This is a genomic window from Streptomyces sp. NPDC001407 (assembly GCF_042895325.1).
Classification (GTDB): Bacteria; Actinomycetota; Actinomycetes; order Streptomycetales; family Streptomycetaceae; genus Streptomyces.
On record NZ_JBIAWF010000034.1, the window covers coordinates 21,271 to 36,358 of the forward strand.

Below are 15,088 nucleotides of genomic sequence, written 5' to 3' on the forward strand. Positions count from 1 at the left end.
GAATTTCACGGAACGTGAGTTCGTAGCCTGCGGGCCGCAGGATTGCGGACTACGGTCCGCACATCCAGCCCGTCCGGCGTTTGAGGACACGCGGCGCAGCCGCGTTGGGGTCCGGGGTCTCCCCCCCCCACGCGGCGGAGCCGCACATCAGACGCAGCCGGGAAGGGGCGGGGCTGGGGAACAAACCCGCCGCCCACTAAACCCCGCGCCGCCACAATCCCCCCGCCACCACCAGCAAGAGCACCCCCATCCCCGCCACCCCCAACGGCACCGGATCCAGCAACGACCCCCGCTCAGCCGGCGGCGCGGAAGCCGACGGCCCGAAGAAGCGCGGCGGCTCGGCCTGCGTCCGCAGCGAAGACACGCGCGCGCCCCGCGCGATCGCCGCAGCCGGGTCCACGAGGCCCGCGCCGCGCGCGTCGTCGCGCCCGCCCGGCGGGCCCCCGCTCGCCGTGTCCACGATCAGTTCGCGGACCTGGGCCGGGGTCAGGCCGGGGTGTGCGGCGCGTACGAGAGCGACCGCCCCGGAGACGAAGGCGGAGGCCGCGCTCGTGCCCCACCCCTCGTAGTAGCGGCGGTCGGGATCGGCGATCACCACGTCGACGCCGGGCGCGCAGACGGCGGCGTACCAGCGCCGGGTGGAGAACGCGGCGCGCCCGCCGTAGCGGTCGACGGCGGTGACCGCGATCACCCCGGGGTAGGCGGCGGGGTAGGAGACGTGGTCGCCCTGTTCGCCGTCGTTGCCGGCCGAGGCGACCACCACGGCGCCCTTGCTCAGCGCGTACTGCACGGCGGCGTCCTCGCGCGGTTCGGGGTGCGCGGTGGCGCTGTCGTCGCCCAGGGACAGATTGATCACGTCGGCGCCGTGGTCCGCGGCCCAGCGGATGCCGTCCGCGAGGGCGCTGCCGCGGGCGCCGCGCGCCTTGGGCCGGGCCGGGTCGCCGTCCTCAAGGATCACCCGGACCGGCAGGATCCTCGCCTCGGGCGCGATGCCGAGCACACCGTCGGAGCCGTCGTCACCGTGCCCGCGGCCGGCGATGATGCCGGCCATCGCGGTGCCGTGCCGCGCCCAGGCGCGGTCGCCGGGCCCGGCGCCGAAGCCGACGAGATCCTTGCCCGGCAGCACCTGCCCCCGGAGGTCGGGGTGCCCGTCGTCGACCCCGGTGTCGAGGACGGCCACGGTCACCCCGGCGCCCTTGGTGGTCCGCCACGCGTCCTCGGTGTGCAGGGCGTCGAGGGCCCATTCCTGCGCGCGTATCGCGTCGGCCCGCGCGGGCGCGGCGGGCAGCAGGGCGCAGGCGACGGCGACGGTGAAGGCCGCGGTGAGACGGCAGCCCGCGGCACGGGCGAACTCCCTCACTTGCGGCCCCCCTTGCCCGCGCCGCCACGCGCCGCCTGGTGCAGCTCGCGTTCCACGAGGTCCGCCAGCGCCATCGCGTCGTGACCCAGGCCCGACTGGGCCGGGGCCGTGGTGGCTCCCGGAGCGACCGCCTCCGCGGCCGGCTGCGGAGGCGTGCCCGTGCGGGCGTCCGCGAAGCCGGACACGGTGTAGACGACGGCGGGCAGGTCGGTCAGGACACTGATGCGCCAGCTCGCGCGCTGCGCGTCGCCGAAGTGTCCGGCGGCGGTACCCCCGGGCGCGTACGGGCGCGGCATCAGGTCGGCGCGCCCGTCGAGCCGTTCGTCGGAGAAGCGCTTGCGCAGGGCGCGCATGCCGGTGCGGTCGGTGGCGGTGACCAGGAGGCCGACGGTGGTGACGCGGGTCGCGGTCGCGTCGGCGTACGTGGCGCGGAGCAGCCGTTCGCAGCCCACGGGTGCGAGTGCCTTGGCGAGGAGGCTGTCGAAGGCGCCCGCGCAGTCGCTCTCCGGCGCGACGCCCAGGCGGGTCCAGTCGCGGGCCGCTCCCCCGGGGCCCGCGAAGTCCGCGTGGAGCCTGCGGGGGAAGAGGCTGTCGACGGGCACGGTGTGCCAGAGGGCGCGGCCGTGCTCGAAGGCGCGCTCCGCGGCGGACTGCCGTCCCGATGTGCCGGTGAGCCAACTCCCGGCCACCGCGCCGACGATGAGGCCGATGCCGAGGACCAGGCAGGCGGCGGTCGCGGCCGTCCTGCGGGCGGACGCCCCGCGCGGCTCCGCGCCTCCGGCCGGCGGCGGGCCGGGCGGGACCGGCGGCGGCGTGGCCGGGCACGGTGGGTACGGCAGGCGGGGCCGGGGCACGGACGGTGCCGGTCCCCCGCCGGGCCTGGAACGTACGGGGAGCTCGTTCAAGGTGGGATTCGGGCGCACCCCTGTCGGCGGCGGCTCCGCTTCCGTAGTCAACCTGCCCTCTCCCCCTCGCGAGCCCGCTCGCCGGTTCCTGTCCGGACGCCCCGTCACTCTACGGGGCGGGCGGCGGGCTCGGCCATCGCCGTCGTCCGGCCCCTGTTCAGGGGCGAACTCCCTCTGGCAAGCTGCGCGCATGTCGCCTCGTATCGCCGGTTCCCCCGCCGATCGGGCCCGTTACGACCGGGCCACCGCCACTCTCGACGCGCCGTTGGCGGTGGTCGACCTCCGGGCCTTCGACGCCAACGCCCGGGATCTCGTGCGCCGGGCGGGCGGCAAGCCGGTGCGGGTGGCGAGCAAGTCGGTGCGCTGCCGGGCCCTGTTGGAGCGGGTGCTGGCGCGCGAGGGGTTCTCGGGGGTGATGAGCTATTCGCTCACGGAGTCGCTGTGGCTGGCGCGGTCGGGGTTCCCGGACGTCCTGCTGGCTTATCCGTCGGCGGACCGGGCGGGCTTCGCCGAGCTGACGTCGGATCCCAAGCTGGCGGCCGCGGTCACGGTGGTGGTGGACGATCCGGCGCAGCTCGCGCTGATCGACGCGGCGCGTGCCGGAAACGGGCGGTCCGAGGAGGTCCGGGTCTGTCTGGAGATGGACACGTCGCTGCGGCTGCTGGGCGGCCGGGTGCGGATCGGCGCGCTGCGTTCGCCGTTGCGCGATCCGGTGCGGCTGGCGGAGGTGGCGCGGGCGATCGACCGGCGGCCCGGCTTCCGGCTGGTGGGGCTGATGGCGTACGAGGCGCACGTGGCGGGCGTGGGCGACGCGGTGGCGGGCCGGCCGCTGCGGTCCCGGGCGGTGCGGCTGATGCAGTCGGTGGCCCGCGAGCAGCTCGCGGCGCGCCGGGCGGAGGCGGTGCGGGCCGTACGGGCGGTGGCGGAGCTGGAGTTCGTCAACGGCGGTGGCACGGGGAGCGTGGAGTCCACGGTGGCGGAGGACGCGGTGACGGAGGTGGCCGCGGGCTCGGGGCTGTTCGTACCGGGGCTTTTCGACCACTACAGCTCGTTCCGGGGCCGCCCGGCGGCGCTGTTCGCGCTGCCGGTGGTGCGGCGGCCGGGGGTGGGTGTGGTGACCGTGGCCGGTGGCGGCTACGTGGCGTCGGGCGCGGCGGGCCGCGACCGGCTGCCCGTGCCCCATCTCCCGGCCGGCCTGCGCCTCGACGCGCGCGAGGGCGCGGGCGAGGTGCAGACGCCGTTGCTCGGTCACCCGGCCGACGACCTGCTGGTGGGCGACAAGGTGTGGTTCCGTCACGCGAAGGCGGGCGAGCTGTGCGAGCGCTTCGACGTGCTGAGCCTGATCGACGGCGACCGGATCACGGGGACGGTCCCGACGTATCGGGGCGAGGGCCGCACGTTCCTGTGACCGCGGCGGCCTGCTGTTTTTCCCCAGTCCCGCCCCTTCCCGAAACTGGGGCTCGCGCCCCAGACCCCCGGCTGCGGGTCCGTTGCCGCCTACGGCGGAGAGCGCCCTGCGGGCGCGGCCTCAATCGCCGGACCGGCTGATTTTGGCTGATGTGAGTGCGCAATTCAGCCCGTCCGGCGTTTGAGGACACTCGGCGAAGCCGGGTTGGGGTCCGGGGTCTCCCCGGTCTCGGGAAGGGGCGGGACTGGGGAACAAAGCCCCCGGCCCGCACCCGGGCACGGGTCCGGGGCGGAGCCCCGGCCGCGGCGGAGCCGCGCATCAGACGCAGCCGGGAAGGGGCGGGACTGGGGAACAAAGCCCCGCCACGACCAGCCGTCGGCTAGGACGCCAGATCCGCCTGATCCGGAATGACCGATCCATCCGCCCGCCGCACAGGCGCGTGGCTGCCGTCGGCGTTCGTGGCGCCGGTGGTGGCGCAGGGGTAGGTGCCTGACTTGCGCGGCATCGGGTCGATGAACATCGGGTTGGCGACCCAGCGGCCGTCCGCGTCGTCGAAGGCGCGGCACATCAGCTCGGCCTTGTTGCGGTTGATCGCGACGTGGGCGCCGGTGGCGTCGTTCACGAAGGTCACGTCGGTGTCCGCGTCGCCCGCGCCGAGGGCGATGCGGTGCGCCGGGTCCTGCTGCTTCCAGGCGGCCGCGCCCTTGATCTTGAAGATCTCCTGGTTGATCATGCAGCGCTTGCCGTCCATGTACGGCAGGGCCCCGCCGGGGCCGTCCGCGACGCCGCCGCAGCCCTTGATGCCGGTGGTGAGTCGGCCGTGGCGGTCGAGGACGTTGCGGATGCCGATGGTGTGCTCACGGTCGAGACCGACGCCGCCCGACCATGCCTCGGCGATCGGCTCGGAGGAGGCGGAGACGATGTAGACGTCGAAGCCCGCGGCCTTGAGCGTGCGGATCAGGTCCTTCTGCTGGTCGTAGTAGCGGATGTAGCCGGCGATGCTGTGCGTGCCCACGGTCTGCTTGCGGCCGACGGGCGCGGCGAGCTGCTCGGCGCGTGCCTGCCTGGCGTACGCGGTGAGGGTGGCGGGGGTCCGGCCGGCGAAGAGCTGGGGTATCCAGGCGTAGGCGGGCACGGTGCGGCGGTGGTTCCACTCGCCCGCGAAGGCGGTCTCGCCGCCCATGGTCTGCGACTTCTCGCGGATCTCGAAGATCTCGTCGGCGCAGGCGGTGTTCTTCGAGGTGGGCAGCGGGCGGCCGGCGGGCACGGCGGTGCCGCACGCCTTGGTCAGGGCGCGGTCGGCGGCCGGGGTCAGCCACGCGGAGGTGTCGCGCCAGCTCTTGGGCCGCAGGATCTTGTCGTGGTTCAGGGCCCAGGCGAGCGTGGCGTCGGTGATGTCGTTCTTGACGACGGTGTTGTCCCAGTCGAAGGCGGCGACGGGGCGGGGGCCGCCCTTGCCGGAGCAGGTGCCCCGCTCGTCGATCATCTTCTGGAGCTTGGCGCGGTTGTCGCCGAACCAGGTGAGCTCCGTGGAGAGCTGGGGGCACTTCGCGGCCGGGCGGCCCGCGTGGGCGGGCGCGGCCTGGGCGGGCACCGAGGAGACGAGGGCCGCGGCGGCCAGGAGGCCGACGACGATGGCGGGCTTCTTGCGCATGCGTTCTCTTACGTACGTGGGGGCAGGACACGCGACGGGACCGGACCGCGGGAAGAGCGGCCCGGCCCCGTCGTTCGATCATGGACTTTACAGCGGCGTTACATAGGCCCCCGCGATGCCGCCGTCCACGAGGAACTCGGCGGCGTTGACGAAGGAGGAGTCGTCGCTGGCGAGGAAGGCGACGGCGGCGGCGATCTCCTCGGGCTCGGCGAACCGGCCCACGGGCACGTGCACCAGCCGGCGGGCGGCGCGCTCCGGGTCCTTGGCGAAGAGCTCCTTCAGCAGCGGGGTGTTCACCGGCCCCGGGCACAGGGCGTTGACGCGGATGCCCTCGCGGGCGAACTGCACGCCCAGCTCGCGGGACATGGCGAGCACGCCGCCCTTGGAGGCGGTGTAGCTGATCTGCGAGGTGGCGGCGCCCATCACGGCCACGAAGGAGGCGGTGTTGATGATGGAGCCCTTGCCCTGCCGCTGCATATAGGGCAGCGCGGCCTTGCAGCAGAGATAGACGGAGGTGAGGTTGACCTCCTGGACGCGCTTCCAGGCGTCGAGCCCGGTGGTGAGGATGGAGTCGTCGTCGGGCGGGGAGATCCCGGCGTTGTTGAAGGCGACGTCGACCGAGCCGTAGGTGTCGTACGCGGTCCTGAAGAGCGCCTCGACCTGCTCGGGGTCGGTGACGTCGACCTGCACGAAGAGCCCGCCGACCTCCTCGGCGGCGGCCTTGCCCGCGCTCTCGGAGATGTCCGCGCAGACGACGTGCGCGCCCTCGGAGGCGAGCCGCCGAGCGGTGGCCAGGCCGATGCCGCTGCCGGCTCCGGTGATCACGGCCGTGCGTCCGACGAGGCGGCGGCAGACGGGGTTCTGGTCGGTCACTTGGTCTCCTCGGTGCTGATGAACACGTTCTTGGTCTCGGTGAACGCCGCGAGGGCGCCGGGGCCGAGCTCGCGGCCCAGGCCGGACTGCTTGAATCCCCCGAACGGCGTCCAGTACCGCACGCTGCTGTGGGAGTTGACGGAGAGGTTGCCCGCCGCGACGGCGCGGGAGACGCGGATCGCCCGGCCGACGTCGCGGGTCCAGATGGACCCGGAGAGCCCGTAGTCGGTGGCGTTGGCGATCCGTACGGCGTCGGCCTCGTCCTCGAAGGGGATGACGACGGCGACCGGGCCGAAGATCTCCTCCGCGGCCAGGCGGTCGTCCGGCGCGGACTCCAGCACGGTGGCGGGATACCAGAAGCCCTTGCCCGCGGGGGCCTCGCCGCGGATGGCGGCCGGGGCGTCCTCGCGGACGTAGGACCGTACGCGCTCCCGGTGCACGGCGGAGATCAGCGGGCCCATCTGCGTGGCGGGGTCCGTCGGGTCGCCCACGGTGAAGGCGAGCACGGCGGGCTCCAGCAGTTCCATGAAGCGGTCGTAGACACCGCGCTGGACGAGGATGCGGCTGCGGGCGCAGCAGTCCTGGCCGGTGTTGTCGAGGAAGGAGCCGGGGGCGGCCGCGGCGGCGCGCTCGATGTCGGCGTCGGCGAAGACGATGTTGGGGCTCTTGCCGCCGAGTTCGAGGGTCACGCGCTTCACGCCGGCGGCGCACTTGGCCATGATCTGCTTGCCGACGGCGGTGGAGCCGGTGAAGACGACCTTGGCGACGCCGGGGTGCTCGACCAGCGCGTTGCCCGCGACGGGCCCGTCGCCGGGGAGCACCTGGAAGAGGCCCTCGGGAAGGCCCGATTCCAGGGCGAGTTCGGCGAGCCGGAGCGCGGTGAGCGGGGTGGTCTCGGCGGGCTTGAGGAGGACGGCGTTGCCCGCCGCGAGCGCGGGGGCGAGGCCCCAGGCGGCGATGGGCATGGGGAAGTTCCACGGGGCGATGACGGCGACGACGCCGAGCGGTTCGTGGAAGGTGACGTTCAGGCCCCCGGCGACGGGGATCTGGCTGCCGGTGAGGCGTTCGACGCCGGAGGCCGCGTAGTCGAGCAGGTCGCGGGCGTTGCCCGCCTCCCAGCGGGCGTTGCCGATGGGGTGCCCGGCCTCGCGGACCTCCAGCAGGGCCAGCTCCTCCAAGTGGGCGTCGACCGTGGCGGCGAAGCGGCGCAGGTGGCGGGCGCGGTCTCCGGGGGCGAGGGCCGACCAGCCTGCCTGCGCCCGCGCGGCCCGCGTGACGGCGGCGTCGACGTCACGCGGTGTGGAGGCGGGGACGGTGGCGACGGTCTCTTCGGTCGCGGGGTTGATGATCTCGTGCAACGCGATGTCCTTACATGCGCTCGAAGGAACGGAACCGCTCCCAGTCCGTGACAGCCGCGTCGTACGCCTGCTGCTCGACGCGTGCCATGTGGAGGTAGTGCTCGACGACTTCGTCGCCGAAGGCGGCCCGCGCTATGGGGCTCGCCTCCCACAGGTCCGCCGCCTCGCGCAGCGTCGTCGGCACGTGGGCGGCGTCGGCGGCGTAGGCGTTGCCCGTACAGGGCTCGGGCAGTTCCAGCTCCTGCTCGATGCCGTGGAGGCCGGCGGCGACCATGCCCGCGACGGCGAGGTAAGGGTTCACGTCGCCGCCGGGCAGGCGGTTCTCGAAGCGGTGCGAGGGGCCGTGGCCGACGACGCGCAGGGCGCAGGTGCGGTTGTCCGGTCCCCAGGCGACGGCGGTGGGGGCGAAGGAGCCGGGGCGGAAGCGCTTGTAGGAGTTGATGTTCGGCGCGTAGAGGAGGGTGAAGTCCCGCAGCGCGGCGAGCTGTCCGGCGAGGAAGTGCCGCATCGTTCTCGACATGCCGTACGGGCCGTCGTCATCGGCGAGCACGGGCCGCCCGGCCTCGTCGCGCAGCGAGAGGTGGATGTGGCAGGAATTGCCCTCGCGCTCGTCGTACTTCGCCATGAAGGTGAGCGCCATGCCCTCCTGGGCGGCGATCTCCTTGGCGCCCGTCTTGTAGACGGAGTGCTGGTCGCAGGTGGTGAGCGCCTCGTCGTAGACGAACACGATCTCGTGCTGGCCGAGATTGCACTCGCCCTTGGCGGACTCCACGGTGAGCCCGGCGCCGGCCATCTCGTTGCGGATGCGGCGCAGCAGCGGTTCGACGCGGCCGGTGCCGAGGACGGAGTAGTCGCCGTTGTACTGGTTGGCGGGGGTCATGCCGCGGTAGGCGCGGCCCCAGGCCTCCTCGTAGGTGTCCTTGAAGACCATGAACTCCAGCTCGGTGCCCGCGTACGCGCTCCAGCCGTGCTCGGCGAGCCGGTCGAGCTGGCCGCGCAGGATCTGCCGCGGGGAGGCGAGGACGGGCGAGCCGTCGTGCCAGGCGAGGTCGGCGGTGACGAGCGCGGTGCCGGGGTGCCAGGGGGCGCGGCGCAGGGTGGCGGTGTCGGCGTGCATGGCGAAGTCGCCGTAGCCGCGCTCCCACGACGACATGGCGTAGCCGGGCACGGTGTTGAGGTCGACGTCCACGGCGAGGAGGTAGTTGCAGCCCTCGGTGCCGTGGTCGAGGACCTGCTGGAGGAAGTACGGGGCGGCGAACCGCTTGCCCTGGAGCCTTCCCTGCATGTCGGTGAAGGCGAGGACGACGGTGTCGATCTCCCCGGCGTCCACGAGCCTGCGCAGCTCCTCGACGGCGAGCGGGGGCGTGCGGTCTGCCACGGTGTTGCCTCCTGTCGGTCCGACCGGGAGGTCTTAAGGTAGGCCGGTAGACCATTGATTGGGAAGGGGGGTCCATGGACGGGAGTTCGGCGGACCGGCTGGCGCCGGTGCTGCGGCCGGTCCGCGCGGGCAGCGGTTTCGAGGAGGCGCTGGAGCAGATACTCCAGATCGTCCGCCTGGGGCTGGTGCCGGAGGGGGAACGGCTTCCCTCCGAACGCGAGTTGGCCGAGCGGCTGCGGATCAGCCGGGTCACGCTGCGCGAGGTACTGAAGGTGCTTCAGGAGCAGGGCATGGTGGAGAGCCGGCGCGGGCGGTACGGGGGGACGTTCGTACGCGCCCGCACGGCGGCCCTGCCGCAGGTGGAGGTCGACGTCGAGGACACCCTGCGCTTCCGCGAGGTGCTGGAGACGGGCGCGGCGGGCCTGTGCGCGGCCCACGGCCTGGACGAGGAACAGGCCGCCCGGCTACGGGCGGCCCTCGATGCCACACACGACGCGCCCCTGAGCGAATACCGCCGCCTCGACACGCTCTTCCACCTGACCCTGGCGGAACTCTCGGGCTCCCCGACGCTCGCCGCGCAGTACGCGGCGGTACGGGCGACGGTCAACGACCTGCTCGACCGCATCCCGCTGCTGGTCCGCAACCTCGAACACTCCCAGCTTCAGCACACGGCGCTGGTCGAGGCGATCCTGTCCGGCGAGGCGGAGGCGGCGCGCGAGGTGATGCGCGAACATTGCTGCGGGACGGCGGCGTTGTTGCGGGGGTTCCTGTCGTAGCCGGGGCGCGGCCCCGGACCGGCGCGCCTGCGGCGGGCTTTTTCCCCTACCCGCCCCTTCCCGAACTGGGGGCAAGCCCCCAGACCCCCTGTCCTCAAACGCCGGACGGGCTGAATGTGCCGGCTATGGTCCGCGCAATTCAGCCCGTCCGGCGTTTGAGGACGCGCCCGCAGGGCGCTGGGGGTCTGGGGGTCTCCCCCAGTTTCGGGAAGGGGCGGGGCTGGGGAGCAAGCCCGCCGCAGGCGACACCGCCCGGAAGCCCGTAACCAGCCTTTTACGCAAGAGGGTTGCCATACCCGCCACGCGACAGCAAAGGTATGCGGCAAAACCTTTACCCCCCACCAAGGGCAGGAGCGGCCATGTCCGATCGTACGGAGACACCCCCCGCCCCACCCACCGCCCACCCAACCCCCACCGCCTACATGGAAAAGCGCACCCTGCGCAGAGGCACCGCCGGCCCCCTCCTCCTCACCGGGCTCGGCGTCGCCTACGTCGTCTCCGGCGACTACTCCGGCTGGAACTTCGGCCTGGCGCACGGCGGTTTCGGCGGGCTCGCCGTCGCGGCCGCGCTCATGGGCCTCATGTACACGTGCATGGTCTTCGCGCTGGCGGAGCTCGCCTCCGTGCTCCCCACCGCCGGTGGCGGCTACGGCTTCGCGCGCCGCGCGCTGGGCCCCTGGGGCGGCTTCCTCACCGGCACGGCGATCCTCATCGAATACGTCCTCGCGCCGGCCGCGATCTCCGTCTTCATCGGCGACTACGTCGAGTCGCTGCACCTCTTCGGGCTCACCTCCTCCTGGCCGGTCTATCTGGCCTGCTTCGTCGTCTTCATCGGCATCCACCTGTGGGGCGTGGGCGAGGCGCTGAAGTTCAGCTTCGTCGTGACGGGGATAGCGGTCGCCGCGCTGCTGATCTTCGCGGTGGGGGCGTTCACGGACTTCGACGCGGGACGGCTGCACGACATCCCCGTCGACCACGGCGCCTTCGGCGCCTCGTCGTGGCTGCCGTTCGGGGTGCTGGGCATCTGGGCGTCGTTCCCGTTCGGCATGTGGTTCTTCCTCGGCGTCGAGGGCGTGCCGCTGGCCGCCGAGGAGACGAAGGACCCGGCGCGCTCGCTGCCGAAGGCGATGGCCACCTCCATGGGCATCCTGCTCGTCCTGGCCCTCGGCACCTTCCTCGCCGCGACCGGCGCGGGCGGCGCCGACGCGATGAAGGACGCGGGCAATCCGCTGGTCGCGGCCCTCCAGAGCGACGGGCACCCGACCGCGCTCGGCCGCGTCGTCAACTACGCGGGCCTCGCGGGCCTGGTGGCCTCCTTCTTCTCCCTCATCTACGCCGGATCCCGGCAGCTCTTCGCCCTCTCCCGCGCCGGCTACCTCCCCCGCCTCCTCTCCCTCACCAGCCGCCGCAAGGCCCCCTACCTCGGGCTGCTGGTCCCCGGCGCGCTCGGCTTCACGCTCGCGGCCGCGACCGGCGACGGCGCGCGCATGCTCAACGTCGCGGTGTTCGGCGCCACGATCTCGTACGCCCTGATGTCCCTCTCCCACGTCGTGCTGCGCCGCCGCGAGCCGGGGCTGGAGCGGCCGTACCGCACGCCGGGCGGCGTGGTGACCTCGGCGGTGGCCTTCGTGCTCGCGTGCGCGGCCCTGGTGGCGACGTTCCTCGTGGACACGGCGGCCGCGCTGATCGCGCTGGGTGTGTACGCGGTCGCCGCCGCGTACTTCGCCCTCTACAGCAGGCACCGGCTGGTCGCGAGCGCCCCGGAGGAGGAGTTCGCGGCGCTCGCCGCGGCGGAGGCGGAGCTGGCACGAGAATGACCCACGTCGAAAGGACCAGGAGCACATGAGCACTCAGCCGCTGATCGGCATCAGCACCTATCTCGCCCGCGCCCGTTGGGGTGCCGCCTGGGACACTCAGGCGGCCGTGCTGCACACCACCTACCTCGAACACTTCCAGGGCGCCGGCGCCATGACCGTGCTGCTGCCGCCCGGCGACCCCGCGACGGCCGCCGCGGTGGTCCGGCGCCTGGACGGCCTGGTCCTCGCGGGCGGCGACGACCTCGATCCGGCGCTGTACGGACAGGAGCCGCACCCCCGCGCGGGCACTCCCGTCCCGGAACGCGACCGCTGGGAACTCGCCCTGCTCAACGCGGCGTTGCGGCAGGACCTGCCCGTGCTCGGCATCTGCCGGGGCATGCAGCTGATGAACGTCCAGGCCGGGGGCACGCTCGATCAGCACCTGCCGGACATGGTCGGCCACGAGGGCCACAACCCCGTCGTGGGCATCTTCAGCGACCACGTGATCAAACCGGTGCCGTCGACCCGACTGGGCCGGCTGATCCCCGAGGCGTGCGACGTGGCGACCCACCACCACCAGAGCGTCGACCGCCTCGGCAAGGGGCTGCTGCCGACGGCGTACGCGGAGGACGGCACGGTGGAGGCGCTGGAGTACGAGGGCGCGGCGTTCGCCGTGGGCGTCCAGTGGCACCCGGAGGTACGGCCGGACCTGCGGGTGGCGCGGGGGCTGGTGGCTGCGGCGACAGGCTGAGTCAGCCGCTCGGGCGGAGATGAACGGTCACGTAGTGCAGGCGGTGCCGCCTGTTGTTGGCCTCCAGCGCGTCGAGCTCGTCGGCGAGCAGGGCGCGCCGCCCCTCGCCTTCCAGGCGGCGGCACTCCTCGCACCGACGCGGCGCACTGCGCGGCCCGCTCGAATGCGGCAGGGAGACGACGGGGTTCAGCACGGCTGACCCCCGTCCAGCAGCGCTCGGTGTTCGCGCAGCTCCTGCGCGGCCCGAGCCAGGCCCCGCGCGTGGTCGAAGGCGGACCGCAACCCACTGCCGGGCCCGAGGGCAGTGACCCGATGCAGCGCTTCCGCCGCACTCCGCTCGGCGGCCCCTCGGCGCGGGTCTTCGGCGGGCAGGGCACCGGCGGCGGTCTGGACGGCGACGGCCGTCTCCTTGATGTACGCGCGGAGGATGACGGTGGACGAGGACACGGTGCCGACGGGCGGGGAGATGTGACTGGGGGCGCCCAGAATCATGCGGATCACCGACCCGATGTGCTCGTCGCTGTCGGGTCGGGGTGAGTCGGGACGTCCTACGGGGGTGACGGCGGTACCGGGGCAGACGGGCATGGCGGGGTGGCTCCTCGGGAACATACGTGTGCGGCGACGCAGGGCGGGCATCACAACGCTGAAGATTCGAACACAGCGTCAAACACCGGGAGTTGGGCTCTCGGTTCCGGTTCCAAGTATCTGCCGGGCCGCCTATGCTCAGGCCGGTTGAGGGCTTGTCTCTGCGGAGATTCAAATGGGGGTTGCACCTATGCCCGCGCCTACACGGCTGGATCCGTCGCGGTCACATATCGCCCGGCTCGGAGTGGTAATCCGCTCCCTCCGGGAAGCCAAGGGCTGGTCCCAGGCCGATCTCGGCCAGGCCATCAGGCTGTCGAACACCGCGATCTCGAAGTTCGAGAACGGCCACGCACTTCCCGTCCGGGAGGTCGCGGAAGCGTTGGATCACGCCCTCGAAGCCGGCGGCACGTTATTCGAGGCATGGGACCAACTCAACGATGACCCTTCGGCTAAATGGGTCGCGAAATACTTCGCCCACGAGTCGAAGGCCATCGAGATCCACCACCTCGCCAGCACGTTGCCCGCGCTGCTGCAAACCGACGACTACATCCGGGCGATTCTCCAGCTGGGCATGGACCGCTACGGCGGAATCCTGGATGAGAAGGTGGCGTACCGCCAGCGCAGGCGCGCCGTTCTCGACCGCCCGGACCCGCCGTTGTTCAGAGCGGTCATTGCCCAGTCGGCCCTGGACCGCCCCGTCGGCGACGCCGAGCTCATGCGGGGCCAGCTTCTCTACATGCTCGACAGGATGACCCGCGCCAACGTCGAACTGAGGCTGCTTCCATCCGCCGCCAACGTACTCACCCCCGATCTCGGCCTGACCCAGATCATGACCTTCAAGGGCGGCCGCAGGGTCGTCTATCGGACAGGGCTGACCCAGGGCATCTACATCACCAACGCGGCAGACGCCGCCGAGTATTCAGTCTTGTACGACTACATTTGGCATGAAGCCCTGACTCAGAGCGAGTCAATCACGGTGATTCGCAAGGCACTTGAGGAGAAATACCCGTGCCCATCACTTGGCATGACCACCCGTCCATAGCGACTTGGCACAAGAGCTCCTACAGCGTTGACAGCGGCGGCTGTGTCGAGATCGCGGTGTGGCGCAAGAGCAGCCGCAGCCTCAACGAAAACGCCTGCGTCGAGGTCGCCGACCGTCAATTCCCCGGCATCGTGCCCATACGCGACAGCAAGAACCCCCACGGCCCCGCCATAACCCCACCCACCGCCGCCTGGGCCACCTTCATCACCGCCATCGCCACCACGAACGGCGACCTGACCCCGTAACGCCAGGACCCACCGCCTCACGGGGCTACGCCCGGAGGGCGCGGATCAGCGTGCAGGCCGCAGCCCAGCCCCCGTGATCAGGCGGGTCGGTCCGCTGAGCACCGCACGCCCTCTTGACCGAGGCAGCGCGTAGGGCCGACGGTCATGCAATCGAGCGCAAGCCGGTGGACACAGGAGATCGCCATGCCACTAGATTTCATGGGGATGGATCCCGAGACGAAAGAGGAGGGATCCGCTACGGTCTGGGTGCACCACGAGCAGCAGAAGATCATCATCCAAGGCGAGACCGCTGACGACGCTCTCACGGAGGTCATCGGCAGCATCGAGTGGATACCCGGCCACGCGGTGGGGATTCCTGCGCACGAGTCAGTGATCTCCCTACCGACACGCATGGTGCCGATCTTGAGGAAGGCGTGCGATGCCGCAGAACGTGCCGGACTTTCCGACGCTGCTCAGAAGCGCGCAGCGGACAGCCGTCCACCTGGAGATGCGTGACACCTACGGCGTCGCCGGCGAAGCCGAGGAGTTCGAGCACTGGAAGCGCACTAGCGAAGTGGACCTCGACCCGGACTCCGAGGGCTGGTCGGGCTGGGTGCCGCTGGTACGTGATGCGATCGCCCGTGGGGTGGTCATGCGCCGAGCGCGCATCGTCTCGGAGCCGGCGAGCGAGTACATCCGATACGAGCACGCCAGCACCTCGGTGAACCTGGCCGCAGGCGAGCAGGTCCGTTGGCTGCCCAGGCGGAAGGCGCTCGACATCGCGTTGCCGGGAGCCGACTTCTGGCTGTTCGACGGTCGTCTCGTGCGGTTCAACATCTTCACGGGTGACGGGGACTGGGCGGACCCCCGGTTCGAGATGACCGAGGACCCGGCTGTGGTCGGCCTGTGCGCCTCGGCGTTCGAAGCAGTGTGGGAGCGTGGCATCCCTCACGAGGAGTACAAGGTCTGACCACACGC

Annotated in this window: 15 protein-coding genes; 7 read left to right on the plus strand and 8 right to left on the minus strand. The window is 72.1% G+C overall.

The annotated features are described in order from the left end of the window. Positions 1-196: 196 nt before the first annotated feature. On the minus strand, positions 197-1,360 hold the full coding sequence (mycP, locus tag ACFY1P_RS32070) for a type VII secretion-associated serine protease mycosin (protein WP_390752602.1): 1,164 nt from the start codon (positions 1,358-1,360) through the stop codon (positions 197-199). After that, positions 1,357-2,214, minus strand: a complete 858-nt coding sequence (locus tag ACFY1P_RS32075; protein WP_390752603.1) for a hypothetical protein — start codon at positions 2,212-2,214, stop codon at positions 1,357-1,359. Before ACFY1P_RS32075 ends, mycP begins: the two co-directional genes overlap by 4 nt. A gap of 241 nt (positions 2,215-2,455) precedes the next feature. On the opposite strand from ACFY1P_RS32075, the gene ACFY1P_RS32080 reads away from it, so the two are divergent. After that, on the plus strand, positions 2,456-3,673 hold the full coding sequence (locus ACFY1P_RS32080; protein ID WP_390752604.1) for an alanine racemase: 1,218 nt from the start codon (positions 2,456-2,458) through the stop codon (positions 3,671-3,673). A 379-nt stretch (positions 3,674-4,052) separates the two neighbouring features. On the opposite strand, the gene ACFY1P_RS32085 is transcribed toward ACFY1P_RS32080, so the two are convergent. The 4 genes from ACFY1P_RS32085 to ACFY1P_RS32100 form a co-directional block, all read right to left on the minus strand. Further along, positions 4,053-5,327, minus strand: coding sequence for a haloacid dehalogenase-like hydrolase (locus ACFY1P_RS32085; RefSeq protein ID WP_390752605.1), 1,275 nt, complete (start codon positions 5,325-5,327; stop codon positions 4,053-4,055). Between the two features lie 87 nt (positions 5,328-5,414). Continuing rightward, entirely contained in the window at positions 5,415-6,200 is a 786-nt protein-coding gene (locus ACFY1P_RS32090; RefSeq protein WP_361534242.1) for a 3-oxoacyl-ACP reductase, read from the minus strand. After that, positions 6,197-7,564: an aldehyde dehydrogenase family protein gene (locus ACFY1P_RS32095; RefSeq protein WP_361534251.1), complete on the minus strand. Its 1,368-nt coding sequence runs from the start codon at positions 7,562-7,564 to the stop codon at positions 6,197-6,199. Before ACFY1P_RS32095 ends, ACFY1P_RS32090 begins: the two co-directional genes overlap by 4 nt. A gap of 4 nt (positions 7,565-7,568) precedes the next feature. Further along, positions 7,569-8,936, minus strand: coding sequence for a glutamine synthetase family protein (locus ACFY1P_RS32100; RefSeq protein WP_361534239.1), 1,368 nt, complete (start codon positions 8,934-8,936; stop codon positions 7,569-7,571). A gap of 74 nt (positions 8,937-9,010) precedes the next feature. Between ACFY1P_RS32100 and ACFY1P_RS32105 the strand changes: the two genes are divergently transcribed. The 3 genes from ACFY1P_RS32105 to ACFY1P_RS32115 all read left to right on the plus strand — a co-directional run bounded on the left by ACFY1P_RS32105 (position 9,011) and on the right by ACFY1P_RS32115 (position 12,259). Continuing rightward, a complete protein-coding gene (locus tag ACFY1P_RS32105) occupies positions 9,011-9,712 on the plus strand; it encodes a FadR/GntR family transcriptional regulator (RefSeq protein ID WP_390752606.1) in 702 nt (233 codons plus the stop codon). A 359-nt stretch (positions 9,713-10,071) separates the two neighbouring features. After that, positions 10,072-11,529 carry an ethanolamine permease gene (eat, locus tag ACFY1P_RS32110; protein ID WP_390752607.1) on the plus strand — a complete coding sequence of 486 codons (1,458 nt, stop codon included), beginning with the start codon at positions 10,072-10,074 and terminating at the stop codon, positions 11,527-11,529. A gap of 25 nt (positions 11,530-11,554) precedes the next feature. Beyond that, entirely contained in the window at positions 11,555-12,259 is a 705-nt protein-coding gene (locus ACFY1P_RS32115) for a gamma-glutamyl-gamma-aminobutyrate hydrolase family protein (RefSeq protein WP_390752608.1), read from the plus strand. A gap of 1 nt (position 12,260) precedes the next feature. On the opposite strand, the gene ACFY1P_RS32120 is transcribed toward ACFY1P_RS32115, so the two are convergent. Both ACFY1P_RS32120 and ACFY1P_RS32125 read right to left on the minus strand, forming a co-directional pair. Beyond that, positions 12,261-12,452, minus strand: coding sequence for a hypothetical protein (locus ACFY1P_RS32120; protein ID WP_390752609.1), 192 nt, complete (start codon positions 12,450-12,452; stop codon positions 12,261-12,263). Then, the gene (locus ACFY1P_RS32125; RefSeq protein ID WP_361526364.1) at positions 12,446-12,844 is read right to left on the minus strand and encodes a DUF6415 family natural product biosynthesis protein; all 399 of its coding nucleotides are present in this window, start codon (positions 12,842-12,844) and stop codon (positions 12,446-12,448) included. Before ACFY1P_RS32125 ends, ACFY1P_RS32120 begins: the two co-directional genes overlap by 7 nt. Positions 12,845-13,019: 175 nt before the next feature. Between ACFY1P_RS32125 and ACFY1P_RS32130 the strand changes: the two genes are divergently transcribed. The 3 genes from ACFY1P_RS32130 to ACFY1P_RS32140 all read left to right on the plus strand — a co-directional run bounded on the left by ACFY1P_RS32130 (position 13,020) and on the right by ACFY1P_RS32140 (position 15,080). After that, on the plus strand, positions 13,020-13,886 hold the full coding sequence (locus ACFY1P_RS32130; RefSeq protein ID WP_390752610.1) for a Scr1 family TA system antitoxin-like transcriptional regulator: 867 nt from the start codon (positions 13,020-13,022) through the stop codon (positions 13,884-13,886). After that, positions 13,853-14,131 carry a DUF397 domain-containing protein gene (locus ACFY1P_RS32135; RefSeq protein ID WP_390752611.1) on the plus strand — a complete coding sequence of 93 codons (279 nt, stop codon included), beginning with the start codon at positions 13,853-13,855 and terminating at the stop codon, positions 14,129-14,131. Before ACFY1P_RS32130 ends, ACFY1P_RS32135 begins: the two co-directional genes overlap by 34 nt. A 418-nt stretch (positions 14,132-14,549) precedes the next feature. Next, entirely contained in the window at positions 14,550-15,080 is a 531-nt protein-coding gene (locus tag ACFY1P_RS32140) for a DUF6879 family protein (RefSeq protein ID WP_361526359.1), read from the plus strand. The last annotated feature ends 8 nt before the right edge of the window (positions 15,081-15,088 follow it).

Bases quoted from the DNA above. Each gene is read 5' to 3' on its own strand.
- ACFY1P_RS32115 (WP_390752608.1), top strand. From the start codon at position 11,555: ATGAGCACTCAGCCGCTGATCGGCATCAGCACCTATCTCGCCCGCGCC.
- ACFY1P_RS32125 (WP_361526364.1), bottom strand. From the start codon at position 12,844: ATGCCCGTCTGCCCCGGTACCGCCGTCACCCCCGTAGGACGTCCCGAC.
- ACFY1P_RS32140 (WP_361526359.1), top strand. From the start codon at position 14,550: ATGCCGCAGAACGTGCCGGACTTTCCGACGCTGCTCAGAAGCGCGCAG.
- ACFY1P_RS32080 (WP_390752604.1), top strand. From the start codon at position 2,456: ATGTCGCCTCGTATCGCCGGTTCCCCCGCCGATCGGGCCCGTTACGAC.
- ACFY1P_RS32085 (WP_390752605.1), bottom strand. From the start codon at position 5,327: ATGCGCAAGAAGCCCGCCATCGTCGTCGGCCTCCTGGCCGCCGCGGCC.
- ACFY1P_RS32130 (WP_390752610.1), top strand. From the start codon at position 13,020: ATGGGGGTTGCACCTATGCCCGCGCCTACACGGCTGGATCCGTCGCGG.
- eat (WP_390752607.1), top strand. From the start codon at position 10,072: ATGTCCGATCGTACGGAGACACCCCCCGCCCCACCCACCGCCCACCCA.
- ACFY1P_RS32105 (WP_390752606.1), top strand. From the start codon at position 9,011: ATGGACGGGAGTTCGGCGGACCGGCTGGCGCCGGTGCTGCGGCCGGTC.